Annotated in this window: 10 protein-coding genes; 1 reads left to right on the top strand and 9 read right to left on the bottom strand. The window is 74.4% G+C overall.

Going from position 1 to position 18,993, the window contains the following annotated elements; all coding sequences use genetic code 11:
* Window positions 1–47: 47 nt before the first annotated feature.
* The 4 genes from ABZ883_RS14050 to ABZ883_RS14035 form a co-directional block, all read right to left on the bottom strand.
* Entirely contained in the window at window positions 48–1,472 is a 1,425-nt protein-coding gene (locus ABZ883_RS14050; protein ID WP_360905871.1) for an FtsX-like permease family protein, read from the bottom strand.
* Window positions 1,469–2,155 (bottom strand): ABC transporter ATP-binding protein, encoded by a 687-nt coding sequence (locus ABZ883_RS14045; RefSeq protein ID WP_360905870.1) that lies wholly within the window; start codon window positions 2,153–2,155, stop codon window positions 1,469–1,471. The genes ABZ883_RS14050 and ABZ883_RS14045 overlap by 4 nt, the downstream gene beginning before the upstream one ends.
* The gene (locus tag ABZ883_RS14040) at window positions 2,152–2,691 is read right to left on the bottom strand and encodes a PadR family transcriptional regulator (RefSeq protein WP_360905869.1); all 540 of its coding nucleotides are present in this window, start codon (window positions 2,689–2,691) and stop codon (window positions 2,152–2,154) included. The genes ABZ883_RS14045 and ABZ883_RS14040 overlap by 4 nt, the downstream gene beginning before the upstream one ends.
* Window positions 2,692–2,799: 108 nt before the next feature.
* Window positions 2,800–6,225 (bottom strand): beta-N-acetylglucosaminidase domain-containing protein, encoded by a 3,426-nt coding sequence (locus tag ABZ883_RS14035; protein ID WP_360905868.1) that lies wholly within the window; start codon window positions 6,223–6,225, stop codon window positions 2,800–2,802.
* A 207-nt stretch (window positions 6,226–6,432) separates the two neighbouring features.
* Here ABZ883_RS14035 and pepN point away from each other — a divergent pair, with 207 nt between their 5' ends.
* A complete protein-coding gene (pepN, locus tag ABZ883_RS14030; RefSeq protein WP_360905867.1) occupies window positions 6,433–9,003 on the top strand; it encodes an aminopeptidase N in 2,571 nt (856 codons plus the stop codon).
* 173 nt (window positions 9,004–9,176) lie between these two features.
* Here pepN and ABZ883_RS14025 read toward each other — a convergent pair whose 3' ends face one another.
* The 5 genes from ABZ883_RS14025 to ABZ883_RS14005 form a co-directional block, all read right to left on the bottom strand.
* Window positions 9,177–9,413 (bottom strand): hypothetical protein, encoded by a 237-nt coding sequence (locus tag ABZ883_RS14025; protein ID WP_360905866.1) that lies wholly within the window; start codon window positions 9,411–9,413, stop codon window positions 9,177–9,179.
* Between the two features lie 58 nt (window positions 9,414–9,471).
* Window positions 9,472–11,565 carry a 4-alpha-glucanotransferase gene (gene malQ / locus ABZ883_RS14020; protein WP_360905865.1) on the bottom strand — a complete coding sequence of 698 codons (2,094 nt, stop codon included), beginning with the start codon at window positions 11,563–11,565 and terminating at the stop codon, window positions 9,472–9,474.
* Window positions 11,566–12,164: 599 nt separating this feature from the next.
* The gene (locus ABZ883_RS14015; RefSeq protein ID WP_360905864.1) at window positions 12,165–13,577 is read right to left on the bottom strand and encodes an amidase; all 1,413 of its coding nucleotides are present in this window, start codon (window positions 13,575–13,577) and stop codon (window positions 12,165–12,167) included.
* A 91-nt stretch (window positions 13,578–13,668) separates the two neighbouring features.
* Window positions 13,669–16,962, bottom strand: a complete 3,294-nt coding sequence (locus ABZ883_RS14010; protein ID WP_360905863.1) for a S8 family serine peptidase — start codon at window positions 16,960–16,962, stop codon at window positions 13,669–13,671.
* Window positions 16,963–17,654: 692 nt separating this feature from the next.
* Complete coding sequence (locus tag ABZ883_RS14005) at window positions 17,655–18,629, bottom strand: hypothetical protein (protein WP_360905862.1); 975 nt, start codon at window positions 18,627–18,629, stop codon at window positions 17,655–17,657.
* Between the last annotated feature and the right edge of the window lie 364 nt (window positions 18,630–18,993).

Here is an 18,993-nt window from a genome sequence, read left to right as displayed (position 1 = left end):
TCCGGGCCGCCCGTGGCGGTGCGAAACCCCGTCCTGCGGCCCCGGCGCTACTCGTGGCGCAGTTGCGCGGGGTGCGCGGCGCGCCGCAGCAGGGGGAGCGAGCCGGCGGCGGCGAGCAGCGCGGCAGCTGGCAGCGCGACGGCGACGAGCAGGGGTTCCAGCAGCGGGAACGCGTACGAACGGTCGAGTCCCAGCGCCTTCCACCAGCCTCCGACGGCCGTCAGCCCGCATCCCGCGGCCAGCACGGCGGCCGGCACCAGCGGCAGCGCGGTCTCCAGCAGTGCCGCCCGGTTCAGGACGCCCCGGGGTACCCCGCAGGCGGCCAGCGCCGCCAGCGTGCGGCGCCGGGTGAGCACCGATTCGGCCGCCCCGACCGCCAGGGCGCCCACGGCCACCGCGAAGGCGATCGCGATACCGGCGCCGGCCAGGCGGAGCCCGTCGGTGTAGTACTCCAGGCCCATCGCGCTGTGCGGGAACCGGCGCGGCGCGGTCAGGTCCTCGATCAGCAGGCGCCGTACGCCCATGAAACCGACTCCCGCGAGCACGGCCGCCAGTACCGCCCCGCGCGCCCGTGCGCCCGCCCAGGGATCAGCCTGGAGGCGTTCCCCCGCGATCAGCAGTTCCGGACGCCCGGAGCGGGCCGCGAGGCGCCCGGCCAGCAGGGCGAGTCCGGCGCTGCCGTGGACCGCGCCGACCAGGCAGAGCACGACGGCGGCCACGGCGACCGAGGCGGTGACCGCGGGCGTCACCGCCCGGCTGTCGAGCACGAACAGGTTCGCCAGGTGCAGGCCGGTGCCCACGACGAGCGCCGCGGGCGCCAGCGCCCACAGCACCAGCCGCCCCCGCCCCTGCCGCGGGTACGGACGCCGGCTCCCCGGGGCGGACCCGAGCGGATCGGCCGCCGCGCGGCGCAGTGTGAACCGGGCCTCCAGTGTCGCCAGCAGCGGCATGCCGAGCACCACGGCGACGCCCGCGAACCACGGGACGGGCACATCGACGGGCCAGGCGACGGCGACGGGCCGCACGGCGGCGAGCACCGCCCGCAACACCAGGAAGGCCGCCAGCCCGGCGAGGGCGCCGGCCCCGCAGGCCGCACCGGTCTCCAGCGCCTGGATCCGGCGCACCTGGCGTGCGGTCGCCCCGGCCAGCCGGAGCGCGGCGAGCCGCCGCTCCAGGCGCAGGGCGCCGATCCGGGTGCACTGCCCGAGGAACGCCAGCAGCGGGACGAGCAGCAGCACCAGCCCGGCGGCCAGCGCGTTCCGTGCGGTGGGGTCGTTGAACAGCCGGCGGGTGTACCAATGCGCTCCGCCGCCGAAACGGGTGCCGATCACGGCGACGACCACGGCCGCCAGTGCGAAGACCGTGCCGAGCGCCGTGCCCGCCGCGGTCAGTCCGAGCCGCCACCACTCGCCGCGCGGGGCGCCGCGCAGCAGCGACCAGGCCAGCCGGGCGTCGGCCCGCAGCGCGGTCACCGCCGCACCTGCGCGGGTTCGCCCTCCACGGCGCCGTCGCGCACGGTGGCCTCGCGGTCGGCGTACGCGGCGACCTGGGCGTCGTGGGTGACGAGCAGCACGGCAGTGCCCGTCTCGCGGGCGGCCCCCACGAGGGCGGTCATGACCTGCTCCCCGGCGAGGGAGTCCAGGGCGCCGGTCGGCTCGTCGGCGAAGACGGCCCTGGGGCCGGTGACCATGGCGCGGGCCAGGGCGACGCGCTGGGCCTGGCCGCCGGACAGCTCTCCAGGGCGCAGGCCGGCCCTGTCGCCGGCGCCGAAGCGCTCCAGCCACTCGCGGGCACGGTCGTGGGCGGCGGCGCGGGAGGTGCCCGCCAGCAGCAGCGGCAGCGCGACGTTGTCGAGCGCGGTCAGCTCGCCGACGAGCTGCCGGAACTGGAAGACGATGCCGAAGTCGGTGCGGCGCAGCGTCGTGCGGCGGGTCTCGCCCGCCTGGTCGAGACGCTCGTCGCCGTACCGCACCTCGCCCCCGTCCGGCCGGACGATGCCCGACAGGCAGTGCAGCAGCGTGGACTTGCCGCTGCCGCTCGGGCCGCTGACGGCCAGGATCTCGCCGGGGTGCAGGCGCAGTGACGCCCCGCGGAGGGCGTCCGTGGCGCCGTAGCGCTTGACCAGGCCGCGGGCCTCGATCAGGGGTGGGGTCATGCGGAGGCGACCTCCTCGGCCAGGCCGCCGAGGCGCTGCGCGGCGTTGTCCATCCAGCGCAGGTCGGCGTCGAGATGGGTGAGGGCGTAGTCGGCGGAGAGCACGGCCGACAGGGGGGCGCCGGGTGCGGTCTTCACCGCGGTGAGTTCGCGCATCCGGGCGAGGTGGGCGGCGCGCTGGGTGCGCAGGAAGTCCGCGGGGTCGCCGTGGCCGGAGGCGATGATCGCCGTGACCTTGGCGAAGATCTCGTTGGCCGCGGTGACCGGGGCGGGTGGCACGGGTTCGGCGAGCCAGCCGAGCAGCGCGCCGGTGCCCCGCTCGGTGAGCCGGTAGGTGGTGCGCTCGGGGCCGCCCTCGCTCTCGGTGGCGTCGATCTCGGCGAGGCCGTCGCGGACGAGGCGCTGCAGGGTCGAGTAGACCTGGCCGTAGGCGAGCGGGCGGGCCTGCGGGAAGCGTTCGTCGTGCCGCCGCTTCAGGTCGTACCCGTGGCCGGGCCCTGCGGCGAGCAGCCCCAGCAGCGTGTTGCCGGTGCTCAACGGCTCCTCCCCTCGCTCTATTCACTCCATACATGTACTGAGTGAATAGTGGCAGGCGCGGGAGCGAGGGGGCAAGAGGTGGGCCGGGACGTGCCCGCGAAGACGGGCTCAGCCGGTGACGGCGAAGGCCTGCAGCGAGTACAGCGAATAGCCGAACTTCGTGCCGCGCTCCACGCCCTGCACACGGAGGAAACGCGTGTCGCCGGGCGCGTCCAGACGCACCGACTCGGTGCCGCCGCGGCCGTCGTCGACGACCGCCGCCGTGTGCCAGTTCTGCCCGTCGGCCGAGGTCAGGATCGTGTAGCGGGAGGCGTACGCGTCCTGCCAGCGCAGCGTCACCCGGCCGATCCAGGCGGCCCGGCCCAGCTCGACCTGCACCCACGCGTCGTCTTGGGCGGGCGAGGACCAGCGGGTGGCGGGGTCGCCGTCGGTGAGCGCGGAGGCGGGGAAGTCAGGGGTCTCGTCGCCGGAGGAGGTGGCGGTGCCGCCCTGCGCGACGTCCGGGCCGCCGGTGCGCGGGTAGGCGTGCACGGTGACGGTCTGCCGGACCGTGCGGCCCTCGGCGCGGAACTCCAGCGGCACCTCGTAGACGCCCGGCACGCCGTCCTCGGGCAGCGACAGCCGCACCGGCACCACGACCCGCCCGCCGCGCGGCAGTTCTATGCCACCGGGGGCCGTCGCCCGGATCCCCGGCGGGGCCTTGGCCGTCAGGGTCACCCGGGCCGCCCCCGGGGAGGCGTCGGTCAGTTCGGCGGTGACCGTCGCCGGCGCGCCGCCGGCCTCGACGTCCGCCTCGGTACGGTCCAGGGTCATCCGGGCGGCCGGCCGGTCCGCGTACCAGGGCACGATCTCGTGGACGACCGGCGGCGGCGTTCCCGGCGCCGGGGTGACCCGCACCGCGTCCACCCGCAGCCCGTGCGCGGGGAGTTCGGTCCAGCCGCTGCCGAGCGCGCCCAGCCGGCGCCAGCCCTGACCGGGCAGGCGCGCCTCGACGGTGCCGCCGGTGCCGCCCTCGGGCCCGGTGAGCACGGTCAGCGCCTCCAGAGGGCGGGCCGCGCCGTACTCCAGGGTCAGCCCGTCCGCCGGTACGCGGTAGGCCGTGGTCGCGTCGCCGTCGGCGGCCGCGCCGGCCGCCGGGTCGCCCGCGGGGACGGCGGGCTCGTGCCCGTCCCGGGTGGTCACGGTGAACTCCCGTACGGTGACGGCGTTCTCCTGCGCGGCGGTGGCCCGCAGCCGCACATAGCGGGCCCGGGTGCCCTCCGGCAGGGTCGCGGTCACGGTGCGCTCGCCGGCGACCTCGGTGACGGGCCGCCAGCCGGCGGCGTCGCCCGCCGAGTACTCCAGCACCGCCCGGCCCAGGTAGTCGTCCTGCTCCGGTCCGGGCTGCGCGGACCCCATGGCGATCCGCACCTCGCGGATCTCGTGGGTGCCGCCCAGGTCGACCCCGAAGGTGTCGCCCTCCTGCGGCGGGGCGTCGCTGGCCCAGGCGGTGGAGTCCTTGCCGTCGGTCATGAGGGACGGTTCCGTGGCGCGCGCCGAGCCGAGGGTCGCGGTGGCGGTGCCGTCCTCGGCGCGCATCCCGGTCCAGGCGTCGGCCGTGGCCAGGGTCTTGGCCAGGAACGGGTCGAGCACCCCGTCGCCCACGGTCGCGGCGCTCCGCGCGATGTGCCGCCGGGCCGACTCCAGTGCCAGCCGGTCCTTCCACGCGCCGGTGCCGTCGCCCGCGCGCAGCGACACCAGTATGTCCACCGCGTGCTCCCCGGCGGCGCCGTAGCGCGCCAACTGATCCAGCCAGGGCTGCACTTCGCCGCCGAAGGAGCCGTCGGCGAGGGTGTCGAGCCGCTGCGGGGCGCCGCTCATCGTGGTGAAGGCCGCGCGCAGCCGGCCCGCCGCCTTCGCCAGCCGCTGGGCGCTGCCGTTCCCGTACGCGTCCAGGAACTCCTTGAGCAGCGGCCGCAGATAGGCCGACTCGTTGTCGTCCAGGGCGGAGGAGGCCTCGTTGCCCGCCAGCGCGCGCAGCGCGTCCCGGGTGGCCGGGTCGGTGCCCGCGAGGTCGTCGACGGCGGCCTTCCAGGACGAGGCGCGGTCGTAGGCGTGCGGGTTCCAGGCGTAGTCCGCGGCCGTGAACAGGGCGATCCGGGACGCCGCCGGCTGCCGCATGGCGGTCGCCAGCACTCCGGCCGTGACGGCCGCGACGGCCGGCTCGCGCCCGGTGTAGGGGCCGAGGAAGATGCGGTCGTCCGCCCAGTCGTTGACCGGGTAGTTGTCCATCGTCAGCAGCGGGTGGCGGAGGGCGTCCTGCGCGCCGGCGACCTGCGCGCCCGTGATCGTCCCCGGTACGACGCCGACGCCGGTCCAGGCCACCTGCACGGTGCCGTCCAGCGTCCGCGCGAGCTCGTCGCGGAAGTCGGTGGCACCGTCCTGGTAGTACTCCGTGGGCAGCAGCGAGAGCGGGATGCCGCCCTCGCCCCGGCGGCGTTCCAGATGGCGCGCGACGGCGTCCGCGACCTCCGCCTGGGCGCGGGCGGCGGCCCACGGGCCGTCCCCGTAGAGCGCGGCGTCCGCCCGGCAGTGCCACTCGCTGTAGCTGACGTCCTGGAACTGGAGCTGGAAGCCGCGCACGCCCAGCGCCCACATCGCGTCGATCTTGCGCAGCAGCGCCTTGCGGTCCTCCTGCGAGGAGAAGCACAGCGCCTGGCCGGGGGCCACGGCCCAGATCAGGGTGACGTGGTTGGCCTGGGCTCGCTCCGCCAGGGCGCGGAAGTCCGCCCGGCGCGCGGCCGGGTAGGGATCGCGCCACAACTCCTGGCGGTAGGGGTCGTCGCCGGGTGCGTAGAGATAGCGGTTCTGCTTGGTGCGGCCCAGGAAGTCGACCTGCGACAGGCGCTGTTCGGCCGTCCACGGTTCGCCGTAGAAGCTCTCGGCCATGCCGCGTGCCGCGGCCACCGGCCAGTCGCGCACGACGACGCCGGGCAGGCCCTGCGGCGTCATGAGCTGACGCAGCGTCTGCGCCGCGTGGAACAGCCCGTCCTCGCCCGTGCCGGCCAGCGCCACGGTGCCGTGACCGAGGACATGGCCGACGGCCAGCCGGTAGCCCCCCGGGGGCAGGTCGCCCACGGGCGCGGCGCCCAGCGCGCGGAGCGCCGTTTCCGCGCCCTCGCCGTCGGCGTACACCGTCAGGCCGCCGCGCGGGACGTCCGTGCTGTCGCGCAGGTCCCGTACCCCGGCGTCGCGCAGGATCCCGCGGAGCACGTCCAGCGCGTAGGGATCGGCGCCCGGCCCGGCGAGCAGGGTCACCGTGTCCGGCACGGTGGTGAGGCCGCCGCGTTCGCGCATCACCTGGGGCCTGGGGTGGACCGCGGGGAGGGCGGCGGTCCTGGCCGTGGCGGCCGGCGCGTCCGGCAGGGCGGTGGGAGGGGAGGGGGTGGCGGGCGGCGCGGCCACGGCGCCGGGCGACACGCCCAGCACGCCGCCGACCACGGCGGCGACGATCGCGGCCGTTCTCGCTGCGGCGGTTCTTCTGCCCCGGGTCATGTGCGCGACAGCCCATCACCCGCACGGAGGGCGTGTCAACGCGTTCGGGAACCCCTCCTTCCCCTCCCGTCGCGGTGGCGTACGGCGCGTACCGCCGGTAGCCGCCGCCCATAGGGGGAACCGTCCGCCGGTCGAGGGAAAACCCCTGGCCGCCCGGCCCCCCTCGCGTGCGAGGATGGCCGAAAAACCGACGAAGGAGACGGAAACGTGCCTGGCACGAACCTCACACGTGAGGAGGCGCGCCAGCGAGCGCGCCTGCTGACCGTGGACGCATACGACATCGAGCTCGACCTGAGCGGCGCCCAGGAGGGCGGCACCTTCCGGTCGGTGACCACGGTGCGCTTCGAGTCCGCCGAGGCGGGTGCCTCGACCTTCATCGACCTGGTCGCGCCGGCCGTCCGCGAGGTGGTCCTCAACGGCACCGCGCTCGACCCGGCCGAGGTCTTCGCGGACAGCCGCATCGCGCTGCCGTCGCTGGAGGCCGGTCCCAACGAGCTGCGGGTCGTCGCGGACGCGGCGTACACCAACACCGGCGAGGGCCTGCACCGCTTCGTCGACCCGGTCGACAAGCAGGCCTACCTCTACACCCAGTTCGAGGTGCCCGACGCCCGCCGCGTCTTCGCCAACTTCGAGCAGCCCGACCTCAAGGCGACCTTCGCCTTCACGGTGAAGGCCCCGGCGGGCTGGACGGTCATCTCCAACTCCGCGACCCCCGAGCCGGTCGACAACGTGTGGCGCTTCGAGCCGACCCCGCGGATCTCCACCTACATCACCGCGCTGATCGCCGGCCCCTACTACGCCGTGCACAGCACCTGGGAGGGCGAGGGCGGCCGCACCGTGCCGCTCGGCCTGTACTGCCGTCCGTCGCTGACCGAGTTCCTCGACGCGGACGCGATCTTCGCGGTCACCCGGCAGGGCTTCGACTGGTTCGAGGAGAAGTTCGACTTCCCGTACCCCTTCAGCAAGTACGACCAGCTCTTCGTGCCGGAGTTCAACGCCGGCGCCATGGAGAACGCGGGCGCGGTCACCATCCGCGACCAGTACGTCTTCCGTTCCAAGGTGACGGACGCGGCCTACGAGGTGCGCGCCGAGACCATCCTCCACGAGCTCGCCCACATGTGGTTCGGCGACCTGGTCACCATGGAGTGGTGGAACGACCTGTGGCTGAACGAGTCGTTCGCCACCTACACCTCCATCGCCTGCCAGGCCTACGCGCCCGGCAGCAAGTGGCCGCACTCCTGGACCACCTTCGCCAACTCCATGAAGACCTGGGCGTACCGGCAGGACCAGCTGCCGTCCACCCACCCGATCATGGCGGAGATCAACGACCTCCAGGACGTCCAGGTCAACTTCGACGGCATCACCTACGCCAAGGGCGCCTCCGTCCTGAAGCAGCTGGTGGCGTACGTCGGCACGGACGAGTTCTTCCGCGGCGTCCAGGCGTACTTCAAGCGCCACGCCTGGAAGAACACCCGCCTGACCGACCTGCTGAGCGCGCTGGAGGAGACCTCCGGCCGCGACCTGAAGACCTGGTCGAAGAAGTGGCTGGAGACGGCCGGCATCAACATCCTCCGCCCGGAGATCGAGACCGCGGCCGACGGCACCATCACCTCCTTCGCCGTGCGTCAGGAGGCCCCCGCGCTGCCGGCCGGCGCCAAGGGCGAGTCGATCCTGCGGCCGCACCGCATCGCGGTCGGCGCGTACGACCTGCGCGACGGCAAGCTGGTGCGCGTCCAGCGCGTCGAGCTGGACATCGACGGCGAGCGGACGGCGGTGCCCGAGCTGGTCGGCACCGGGCGCCCGGCGGTCGTCCTGCTCAACGACGACGACCTGTCCTACGCCAAGGTGCGGCTCGACGAGGTCTCGCTGGCCACCGTGCGCGACCACCTCGGCGACTTCACCGAGTCGCTGCCGCGCGCCCTGGTGTGGGCCTCCGCCTGGGACATGACCCGTGACGGCGAACTCGCCACCCGGGACTACCTGGAGCTGGTGCTCTCCGGCATGGGCAAGGAGTCCGACATCGGCGTCGTGCAGTCGCTGCACCGGCAGGTGACGACGGCACTGGAGCTGTACGCCGCCCCCGAGTGGCGTGAGACCGGGCTCGCCCGCTGGACGGAGGCCACGCTGGAGCACCTGCGCGCGGCCGCCCCGGGCAGCGACCACCAGCTCGCCTGGGCCCGCGCCTTCGCGGGCACCGCGCGCACCAAGGACCAGCTGGACCTGCTGGGCGCGCTGCTCGACGGCTCCGAGGTCGTCGAGGGCCTGGCGGTCGACACCGAGCTGCGCTGGAGCCTGCTCCAGCGGCTGGTCGCCACCGGCCGCGCCGACGAGGCCGCCATCGCCGCGGAGCTCCAGCGGGACGCCACCGCCGCCGGCGAGCGCCACGCGGCGACCGCCCGCGCCGCCCGGCCGACCGCCGAGGCCAAGGCCGAGGCATGGGCCGCGGTCGTCGAGGCCGAGACGCTGACCAACGCCGTTCAGGAAGCGGTCATCGGCGGCTTCTCCGTGCCGGACCAGCGCGAGCTGCTGGAGCCGTACACGCAGCGGTACTTCGCGGCGATCGCGGGCATCTTCGACTCGCGCTCGCACGAGATGGGCCAGCAGATCATCGTCGGCCTGTACCCGGCGATCCAGGTCTCGCAGGCCACGCTGGACGCCACCGACGCGTGGCTCGCGGCCGCCGATCCGGCGCCCGCGCTGCGCCGCATGGTCACCGAGTGCCGTGCCGGTGTGGAACGCGCCCTGAAGGCACAGGCCGCGGACGCCGCGGCGGCGTGACCGCACCGGGGCCCGGGGACGTCGCTCCCCGGGCCCCGACGCACACCCGCCCACACGGCGGGCACGCTGCGCCGTACGGGGGAGTCCCGCACGCCCGGGCCGGTACGCGGGAACGCCGGAACGGGCCGCGGCGGAACCGCGGCCCGGCCCGAGCGGTCGGGGGGAGGAGCCCGTCAGGCCTGCGGCTTGCGCGACTTGTCGGTCACGGTCACCAGGCCCGCGATGACGAGGAAGGCCACGACCGGGATGCCGAGGAACAGCCCCAGCGTCTCGATCACGCTCAGCCCCGGCCCCGGGTCGGAGCCGTCGTCCACGCTGTTGGCGAACGCGGGGGACGACACGAGCAGCATCAGCGCCGTGGTGGCCGAGACGGCACCGGCGCGCAGGGCGTTCTTGTTGAGCTTGTCCACGCTCTCAAAGTAGCGAACGCTCCCGTGGCCCGCGCGCCCGGGGTGGTCTTCGCGGGGGCTACGGGACATCCGTCGCCCCCATCGCCGTGCGCACCTCGTGGGCGAGGGCGTGCAGCCGCGGCGAGGCGGCCAGCTGCTCCAGGGTGAGGGGGCGGCCCTCCGCGTCGGCGATCGGCAGCCGCCAGTTGGGGTACTCGTCCCAGGTGCCGGGCAGATTCTGCGGGCGGCGGTCGCCGACGCCGTCGGGCAGCCACACCCCGACCATCCGCGCCGGCGTCGCGGCCAGGAAGCGGTGCACGGCCTTGACCACGGACTCCTCGTCCCGCGTGCCCTCCGGCAGCAGCCCGAGCCGGCCGAGCAGCGCCAGCCACTCCGCCACGTCCACCGCGTCGGCGGCCTGCTCCTCCTCCAACGACCGTGTCAGCAGCCCCAGCCGGTGCCGCAGCCCGACGTGCTCGCCGGTCAGCCGCGCGGCCGTGGTCGGCAGGTCGTGCGTGGTCACGGTGGCCAGCACGTCCGCCCGCCATTCGCGCGGCGGCAGCGGCCGGGCGTGCCCGTGCCCGCCCGCGGCGGCCGCCCCCTCCCAGTCCCGCTCGAACCAGAGCACCGACGTGCCGAGGATGCCCCGGTCCGCGAGCTCCTCCCGTACGCCGGGCTCCACCGTGCCGAGGTCCTCCCCTATGACGACCGCGCCCGCGCGGTGCGCCTCCAGGGCGAGGATGCCGAGCATGGCCCCGGCGTCGTAGCGCACGTACGCGCCCTCCGTCGGGGGCCTGCCCTCCGGGACCCACCACAGCCGGAACAGCCCCATCACATGGTCGATGCGAAGCCCGCCCGCGTGCCGCAGCACGCCGCGCAGCAGATCGCGGTACGGCGCGTACCCGGTGGCCGCGAGCGCGTCCGGGCGCCACGGCGGCAGCCCCCAGTCCTGGCCGCGGGCGTTGAAGGCGTCCGGCGGGGCGCCCACCGACATGCCGCGGGCGAGGGCGTCCTGCAGCGCCCAGGCGTCGGACCCGGAGGGGTGCACCCCCACCGCGAGGTCGTGCACGACACCCACGGCCATCCCGGCCTCGCGCGCGGCCCGCTGCGCCGCGCCCAGTTGACTGTCCGTCAGCCAGGCCAGCCAGCAGTGGAAGTCGACCTGGTCCAGCCGCTGCCCGCGCTGCCGGGCGACCTGCCCCGACCGCGGGTCCCGCAGCCCGGCCGGCCAGGAACGCCAGTCGGGACCGTGCAGTTCGGCCAGCATCGACCACGTCGCGTGGTCGTCCAGCGCCTGCCCCTGCTCGGCCAGGAAGTCCCCGTACGCGGCCCGGCGGCCCGGCGACAGCGGCACCTTGCGGACCAGCGCCAGCGCCTCGCGCTTGAGCTCCCACACCGCGTCCCGGTCGATGAGGGCGTCCTTGAGCAGCACCGAGTCGCGCAGCACCGCCGCCCGGCGCAGCAGGTCCGCCGCGCGCTCCCGGTCCCCGGCGTCGAGATGGGCGTACTCCGGGATCTCCTCCACCCGCAGGTACACCGGGTCCGGGAAGCGGCGCGAGGACGGCCGGTACGGCGACGGATCGGTCGGCCGCCCCGGCACCGCCACGTGCAGCGGATTGACCTGGAGGAAACCCGCGTGCAGCGCCCGCCCCGTCCACGCCGCGAGGTCCGCCAGGTCACCGAGGTCGCCCATGCCCCACGAACGCGACGACAGCACGGAGTACAGCTGCGCCATGAAGCCGAACACCCGCTCGGGCGGCCCCGGCAGCCGCTCCGGCGCCACGACCAGCTGTGCGGAGGCGGTCCGCCCGTCCGGCGTCCGCGCCCGCAGCGCGTGCCGGCCGACCGGCAGCGGCGCCCGGCCGTCCCACGCGCTCTCGACGCCGTCCTCGCTCTCCACCCGCAGGGCCGTGCCCTCCGGCAGCGTCAGCCCCGCCGGGCGGCCGGCCCGCAGCACCACGTTCCGCGGCAGCAGCCGCTGCCCCGCCCGCTGCTCGTGCTCCGCCAGCGCGTCCCGCACCGCCGCGGGCGTCGAGGCGTCCACCCCGAGCGCGGCCAGCACCTGGACGACGGTGTCGTCCGGCACCCGCACCTCCCGGTCGGCCGAGGGGCGGTACGTGGGGGCTACGCCGTGCAGCACGGCAAGTCTGTCCCGCTCGGCGGCATCGGTCATCGGGGTGCGCTCCCGGGGGTGGTCGAAACAGGGCGACAGCCTCAGCCATACCCAATGCGTGCGGGTTCGCTGCGCTGGCCGCCTGGGTTTTTTCCCCGCCCTCCCGCCCTCCCCCAACCTTCGGCCGGGGGTGCCCCCAGCCCGGCACGGTAAGTGCGGGCCCCGCTCTGTTCGTCGTTGGGGTCGGTGCCGCGCCGGGGTACTCCCCCAGCCTTCGGCCGGGGGGACCCCCACAGCGCTCGCGGGTCAGCCCTACCTATTGGCGCCGCAGTCGCCGCTCGTCGCTTCCGGGCGCACCCCGCCACACCCCCTCCCGGGCCGGTTGGGGCGACTTACGGCCGGTGGGGGTTCAGAGGGCACGTGCGGCAACCCCGGACCGCCTCTTCGCCCACCCACCGGGGATCAGGCGCGATACGAAGCGGAGGGGGCGGGGCTGTAGGGGTGGCGTTCTGGACTGTGGAGCATATTTGGGTGCACAACCCGGGGTGCTCAAGGCGGGTGCCTGAGGCACCTAAATGTGCTGTCCAGAATGGCAGCCCCGGAGGGCCCGCACCCGGCCCCCCAACAACTGGCGTCGGGGCGACCTGACTTCACAGGGCTCACGGGAGGGTGGGCGGGGGAGAAACGGGCCAGGGGGCCGCAGCCTCAAGCTGCCCCGCGAGGGCGAGAAGCGGCCCCTCCGCACCGTGAGGCGCGCCAAGCATCATGCCGATCGGCAGTCCCCCCGCACTCCACCCCAGCGGCAGCGACACCGACGGCAGCCCGGCGATGTTCCAGGGCGCGGTGAACGGGGTGAAGGCCAGTTGCGCGGCGAAGTCGGCCGCGGGGTCGGCGTCGTCGCGCAGGGCGCCGACGGGTGCGGGGAGCTGGGCGAGGGTCGGGGTGAGGACGGCGTCGTAGGGCTGGACCGCGCGGGCCAGTTTGCGGCCCGCGGCCTGCATCGTGCCGAGGGCGCGCGCGTAGTCGAGGCCGCCGACGTCCAGTGCCTGGGCGCGCAACCACGCGGTGAGCGGCAGCAGTTCGTGCTCGCGCCGCGGCGGGACGGGCGTGAGGGCCGCCATGACCGCCCAGACGGGGGTGAACGCGTCCCGGTCGCCGGGGGCCAGCGGCTGGGGCACGTCGACGACCTCGTGCCCGAGGCTTTCCAGCAGGGCCGAGGTCCGCTCGTACGCGGCGAGCACCTCCGGGTCGACGGTGGCTCCGGCGACGTCCGGGCGGGCCCAGCGGGCGATGCGCAGCCGGCGCGGTTCGTGGTCGCACCACCGCAGGAACGTCCGCTCGGGCCGCGGCAGCGGGAAGGGGTCGCCGGGGGCCGGCGCGGAGAGCACGTCCAGGAGCGCGGCGGCGTCGCGCACCGTGCGCGCGATCGGGCCGCCCACGGCGAGTCCGCTGATGTCGCCGCCGGGCGCGGGGCTCACGCGGCCGCGGCTCGGCTTGAGGCCGACCACACCGCAGCAGCTCGCGGGTATCCGGATGGAGCCGCCGCCGTCGCCGGCGTGCGCGGCCGCCGCGAGGCCCGCGGCGACGGCGGCCGCGGCGCCGCCGCTGCTGCCGCCCGCGCCGCGGGTGAGGTCGTACGGGGTGCGCGCGGGGGGTCCGACGCGGCCCTCGGTGTAGGCGGGCAGTCCGAACTCGGGTGTGTTGGTCTTGCCGGTCATCACGGTGCCCGCGTCCCGGAGCAGGGTCACCACGTGGGCGTCCTGTTCGGCGACGCGGTCGGCGAAGACGGGGGAGCCCGAGGTGAAGCGGATGCCTGCCACCGGGGTGAGGTCCTTCACCGGGACCGGGACCCCGAGCAGGGGTGGCAGGTCCCCGCCGGCGAGCAGCAGCCGCTCGGCGCGCCGCGCGTCCTGAAGGGCCCGTTCCGGGGTGACGGTCAGGTACGCCCCGAGCGCGGGGTCGATCCGCTCGATCCGCTCCAGGTGATGCGTCGTCAGCTCGACGGGTGAGATCTCCCGGCGGCGTACCGCGGCGGCCTGTTCCAGCATCGTCAGCTCGTGGGGTGCGCTCACCCTGCCCAGCCTAGGCCGGTACGGCCCGGGAAAAAGGCCGGGGCGGGTGCTCGTTCCAGCACCCGCCCCGGATCGTGCGCAAGGTCGCGGACTAGCCCGCGTTCACCTTGCCGATGATGACGCTGCCGGTGCCCGCGGCGGTGCCGTTGGCGTTGAGCAGCTGGACCTCGCCGAAGAACTGGCGTCCCGCCGGAGCGGGGGCGGCCACCAGCACGTTCGCGGTGACGTTCGCCGAGGCGCCGTTGGCCAGCGGCACGCTCGCCGCCTCGTCGACGACGACCGAGCCGAGCGACGCCGAGTAGAAGACGTCACGGTAGTCGTACGCGGTGGTGCCGGACGGGACGGCGAAGCCGTCCACCTCGATGGTGTAGGTGCCGGCCGCCGGGTTGGCGATGCTGACGGCCTCCTCGGAGTCGCCGTCCGCGGAGCGGCCGACCTCGACGCCGTTGCGGTAGACGTAGAGGTCCAGGTCGGCGCCGGTGTCCGAGGTGCTGCCGATCGCCACGTCGAGACGGGTGGCGCCCGCGGGCACGACGACCTGCGTGTCGATGACCTGGCCCTCGCTGATGGACGGACGGGTCGCCTCGGCCGAGCCGAGCGCGCCGCCCTTCAGCTTGCCCTGCACGGCGGCGAAGCCGTTGGTGACCTTCCACGAGACCGGGGCCGGGGTGCCGACGGTGGCCTCGGCGACGGTCTGGACCTCGGGGTCGAAGGAGACGCCGAGCGCGGTCGCGGTCAGGGTGTACGGGTTGTCCAGCAGCGGCGAGGTGCGCCGTGCCTCGACCTCGAACTCCCAGACGCCCGGCAGCGGCTTCGCGTAGGAACGCAGGTCCGGGCGGCAGGTGTTGGCCGGGTTGTTGTAGTTCGGGTAGCAGGACGGCGTGGAGGTGTCGTCCACCGGGACGCCCCACGGGTTGATGGCGATGAAGCGGGTCTGGCTGCCCGCCGCGAGACCGCTCATCCTGACCTCGAGCGACTTGGCGCCCTCGGGCACGGTCACGAAGTACGACGTGGTGCTGTTGCGCTGGACCGTGTCGGACGCGGTGAACGCGTAGCCCGGCTTGGCCTGCGGCGTGGCGACCACGACCGTGTTGAGGATCTGCTGGTCGACACCGCGCGTCGACGGGTCGTCGACCTCGAGGATCGCGCTGTGCGCGCCGGCGGTGTGCGGCTTGGCGGTGATCTGCACGGTGACCGGCTTGTTCAGCGGCAGGTCGACGGTGTCGTCACCGGGGAACCGCCAGGTGCTGTCGTCGTTCAGCCAGTGCAGGTCGTGGCGGATCACGCGGTCCGGGCCGGAGGTGCGGGTGAGCGTGACGTCGTACGTCTTGCTCTGGTTCGCCTTCAGGCCGGTCTCGCGGTCGTAGACGCCGGTGCCGTAGCCCGGGGTCGCCAGGAACTGCGACAGGGCGGTGGAGACCGGGGCCTTGACCGTGTAGGTGTTGGCGTCGGCACCGGTCTTGATCAGGTGCCAGGCGCGGTCCACGTCCAGCAGGCCGGCGCCCTGGGCGAAGGCCTGGACGTCCTTGATCTTCTTCGCGGTGCTGATCAGCGCGGTGCGCAGCTTCAGCGGAGTCAGGTCGATGCCGGCGTCCTTGGCCGCGGACAGCAGCAGCGCGGAGGCGCCGGCGGCCTGCGGGGAGGCCATCGAGGTGCCCTGGAGCATGCCGTAGCCGGGCGGCAGGCTGTAGCCGGCCTCGGCGACGGGGGCGCCGGGCTCCCAGGTCGGGATGGCGTTGATGGAGGCACCGGGGGCCGAGATGACCGGCGCGATGCCGCCGTCCTCACGCGGGCCGCGCGAGGAGAACGGCATCATGTCGTAGTCCTTGGTGACCTGCGAGCCGTAGTTGGCCGCCCAGGTCTCCTTGGAGATCGTCGCGCCGACGCTGATGACCTTGTCGGCCAGGCCGGGGTCGCCGATGGTGTTGAGGCCGGGGCCGCTGTTGCCGGCCGAGATGACCAGCTGGACGCCGTAGTCGTCGATCAGGCGGGTGTACAGCTGCGCGCGCACGTTGTTGCCGTCGTTCAGCGCGGGCAGGCCGCCGATGGACATGTTGACGATGTCCACACCGCGGTTGACCACCAGGTCGATCATGCCCTCGGTCAGCGCGATGTTGGTGCAGCCGCCGTCCCAGGAGCAGGCGCGCGAGGAGACGAGCTTCGCGCCCGGCGCCGCGCCGATCATCTTGCCGCCGAACAGGCCGTTGGCGGAGGTGATGCCGGCGACGTGCGTGCCGTGCTCGGACTGGATGACGCCGATGTTGACGAAGTCGGCCTTCTTGCCGATCCAGTCGCCGCCGTACGGGTCCGTCGGGACGTCCTTGCGGATCTCCACCACGAACGGGATCCGCTCGGAGATGGCCGTGGCGGGGTTGTCGGTGCCGAAGTACCCGACCTGGAAGCCGTCCTTGTACGGCTTCATCGGGGTGTCGTCACCGAAGTTGCCGTTGTCGTTGAGGTCCACCCGGACGGTGCCGGCCGCCGGGTCGTAGAGCACGCCCCACAGGTCGGTGGTGTCGCCGTCCCGGTTGAGGTCGCCGGCCATGTCGCCGCCGACGGTGGCCGACTCGCGGAAGACCGTGACCTGCTGCGAGGGGTTGAGGGCGGTCCAGGTCCTGGTGCCCACGGTGACGGCCGGGCCGTTGGTCATCCGGCGCCAGGTGGCATCGTTGTCCAGGATCGGGTCGGTCGCCGTGACCCAGTCGACGATCTTGCGCTCGCCGGTGGTGGTCTTCTGCAGCGCCGGGTGGCCGAGGTCGACGCCCGAGTCGAGGATGCCGATGGTGACGCCGCGGCCGTCGGCCTCGGGGTTCTTGCGGACGAAGTCGGCCGCGCCGGTCTCCCATGCGGGCTGGTACGGGTTGACCGCCGGGGTGTTGGCGTCCGGACCCGGGTAGGTGACGGCCGCGGACTTCTTCGCGGAGGCCGTGGCGGCGTCGCCCGACGGGGTCGGGTCGTCGAGCTTGATCTCCTGCTTCAGGTCGACGGCCTGTACCGAGGAGAGCTCCTGGGCCGCCGCGATGGCGGCGTCGGCCTTGCCCGTCGGGACGGTGGCGCGGACGTAGCCGAGCTTGTCGTACGTCCGGTCCACCGAGGCGCCCTTGAGGGCGTCGATCTCGTCCGAGATCTGCTCGGTGGAGCCCGTCTTGGTGGCGATCATCATCGTGACGTTCTTGTCGCCTGCGGCCTTGGCCTTGGCGAGCAGTTCCGCGTCGGCGGATCCGAGCTTGTCGCCGGCGGTCTTGACCGCCGCGTCCGCGGGGTCGTGCGCCGGGTCGGCGAAAGCGGTGGAGGCAGATATTCCGGTCGCGGTCAACGCGGCGACGAGGCCCGCGGCGAGCGCGATGCGGACGCGTCTCTTCCCGCGTATGTGTTCAAGAGACATGGGCATCCTTGTTCAAGATTTGGGCGCCAGTTGACGGACACAGTGGTCCATGTGCCGGGTTGTTGGGGAGTGCCGGAGATGGCGCAGGTCTGCCATGACGCGAATGCGTCAACGTGGCGACGACTGCGAATGCCGCACAAGGTCCCAACCCGCCCAAGTCGCCGTCCGCGCGCCCGCGGTACGGCCCTGGTTCCGCCCCGTCATGCGGGGGAACGGGTGAACATCCGGTGAGCAGTTCACTGCGGAAGGACCGGCCCCGGATGACCGGTGCGCGGACTGCCGGCCGATGTCAGGGGACCGGCGTCGGCCGTTCCGCTTGTGTTGCACCACCGGTCACACCGGTCGCATCGGTCACTGCGCCCGCCCCGCTCCCGGCGCCCACCGGAGGAGCCGGCCATGTCCCGCTCCCTGCCGGTCGTCGCGACGTATTTCGCCCCCGTACCCCCCGTATCCCCCGTGCCGAACGTGCCCTGACGGGCCGGCAGGATGCCCGTCGCCGTGCGTTCCCCCGCCTCGTCCCGGCCGCCGGCTTGTACCCACCCCCGTGGCCCCCGCCGGCGGACCGCCTTCCGTGGCCGGAACGGACGCCCACCGCCCCGCATCGGTGAGACCGTCGCTCTCCACGGCCGTTCCCGGGAGGTCCCCACCGCCTCCCGTCCCCACTCCCCGCCGAGTCCGGTCCCCGGCCGGCCTCAGCGGGGGAGCACCACCACGTACGAGGCCGGGTTGCGGTCCACCGAGGCCATCAGCGCGGTACGGACGACGGCCGCCTGCTGCTCCAGCGCCTCGCGCAGCTTCTTCGGCGTGATGTGCACCACCGTGATGCCGAGCCGCTCCAAGTGCTCGCGCTTGCGGGCGTACTCCGACCACAGGGCGTCCTCGTCCTGGCGCGGGGCGCGCGCGTCGATCTCGACGGCGACCGCGTGCTCCGGCCAGTACGCGTCCACGCCTCCCAGGTGCGGGCCGCCGGGCAGCCGCAGGTCCACGTTCCACACCGGGTCCGGCAGGCCGAAGCAGCGCACCATGTCGTACAGCCGGCTCTCGGCGATCGCCCTGCCCTCGGCCAGCAGCGCGTCCACGGCCTCGACGACGTGCGGCCGCGACAGCAGCCGCGCCCGGCTCAGTTCCCGGACGACGGAGGTGGCCTCGCAGTGCCCGCCGCGCACCGCCTCGGTCAGCACCAGACGCACCGTCTCCGCGTCCTCGAGCTCGGCCACCGCGTCGGCCAGCGCCCGCTGCACCGGGGCGCACGGGATACCGCCCACCAGGTGCGGGCGCGGCGGGGTCTGCGTCCGCACGAAACCCACGTCCCCCGCGGCGCGCACCTTGCGCTGACGGGCCACCAGCAGGTCGATCCGCTCCAGTCCGAGCAGCGGCGGCACCGAGGAGAAGCGGTGCAGGGCGAGGGCCGCCAGGCCGGTCACCATGGCGTCGCCGTCCGCGTACAGGAGCGCCGCCTGCAGCCGTTCCTCGCTGGTGGGCGGTCCCGGGTGCAGTACGTAGACCTTGGGCAGCACCTCCTGCCACGGGCCGTCCGGGCCGCAGCGCTCCGAGAGCGTGCCGGGGGTGATGCCGTGCTCGCGCAGCTGACGTGCGGTCAGTACCGCGGGCCGCTTGCGGGAGGGGTGGTCGAGGGGGCGGGGGCTGAGGGGGGTGTTGTGGTTCATGTCGGGTCAATTCCCGCTGCCCGGGGGCGGGCTAACCGCTGTTACCGTTCCGTCGACAAATGCGGACATCCCCGCACTAAAGTTCAGACGTTCGGTTGCCGAAGGGCGGATTTCACCTATCCGGGTGCAACGGCGGCGGCCGCCTGCGGATTCGTCACCGCGCCACCCGGGGCGCCGGGGGGTGCCTGGACGGGGGACGGTACGCCGTTGGGGTGACCGGACGTGTGTTCCCGGGGGAGCGGGGGCGCGCGGGTACGCGTGCGGGGGTGTCCCCGACGTCCCGGGCCTGCGCGACAGCGCGTACACCCGGACCAGCACCGACCTGATCCGCGGCACGGACCTCCCCTCCCGCCTGGTCGTGCTC

It is taken from the genome of Streptomyces sp. NPDC046977 (genome assembly GCF_040644455.1).
Lineage (GTDB): Bacteria > Actinomycetota > Actinomycetes > Streptomycetales > Streptomycetaceae > Actinacidiphila.
This window is presented reverse-complemented; position numbering and strand designations above follow the sequence as displayed.

Bases quoted from the DNA above. Each gene is read 5' to 3' on its own strand.
- ABZ883_RS14035 (WP_360905868.1), bottom strand. From the start codon at position 6,225: ATGACCCGGGGCAGAAGAACCGCCGCAGCGAGAACGGCCGCGATCGTC.
- ABZ883_RS14010 (WP_360905863.1), bottom strand. From the start codon at position 16,962: ATGTCTCTTGAACACATACGCGGGAAGAGACGCGTCCGCATCGCGCTC.
- ABZ883_RS14045 (WP_360905870.1), bottom strand. From the start codon at position 2,155: ATGACCCCACCCCTGATCGAGGCCCGCGGCCTGGTCAAGCGCTACGGC.
- ABZ883_RS14005 (WP_360905862.1), bottom strand. From the start codon at position 18,629: ATGAACCACAACACCCCCCTCAGCCCCCGCCCCCTCGACCACCCCTCC.
- malQ (WP_360905865.1), bottom strand. From the start codon at position 11,565: ATGACCGATGCCGCCGAGCGGGACAGACTTGCCGTGCTGCACGGCGTA.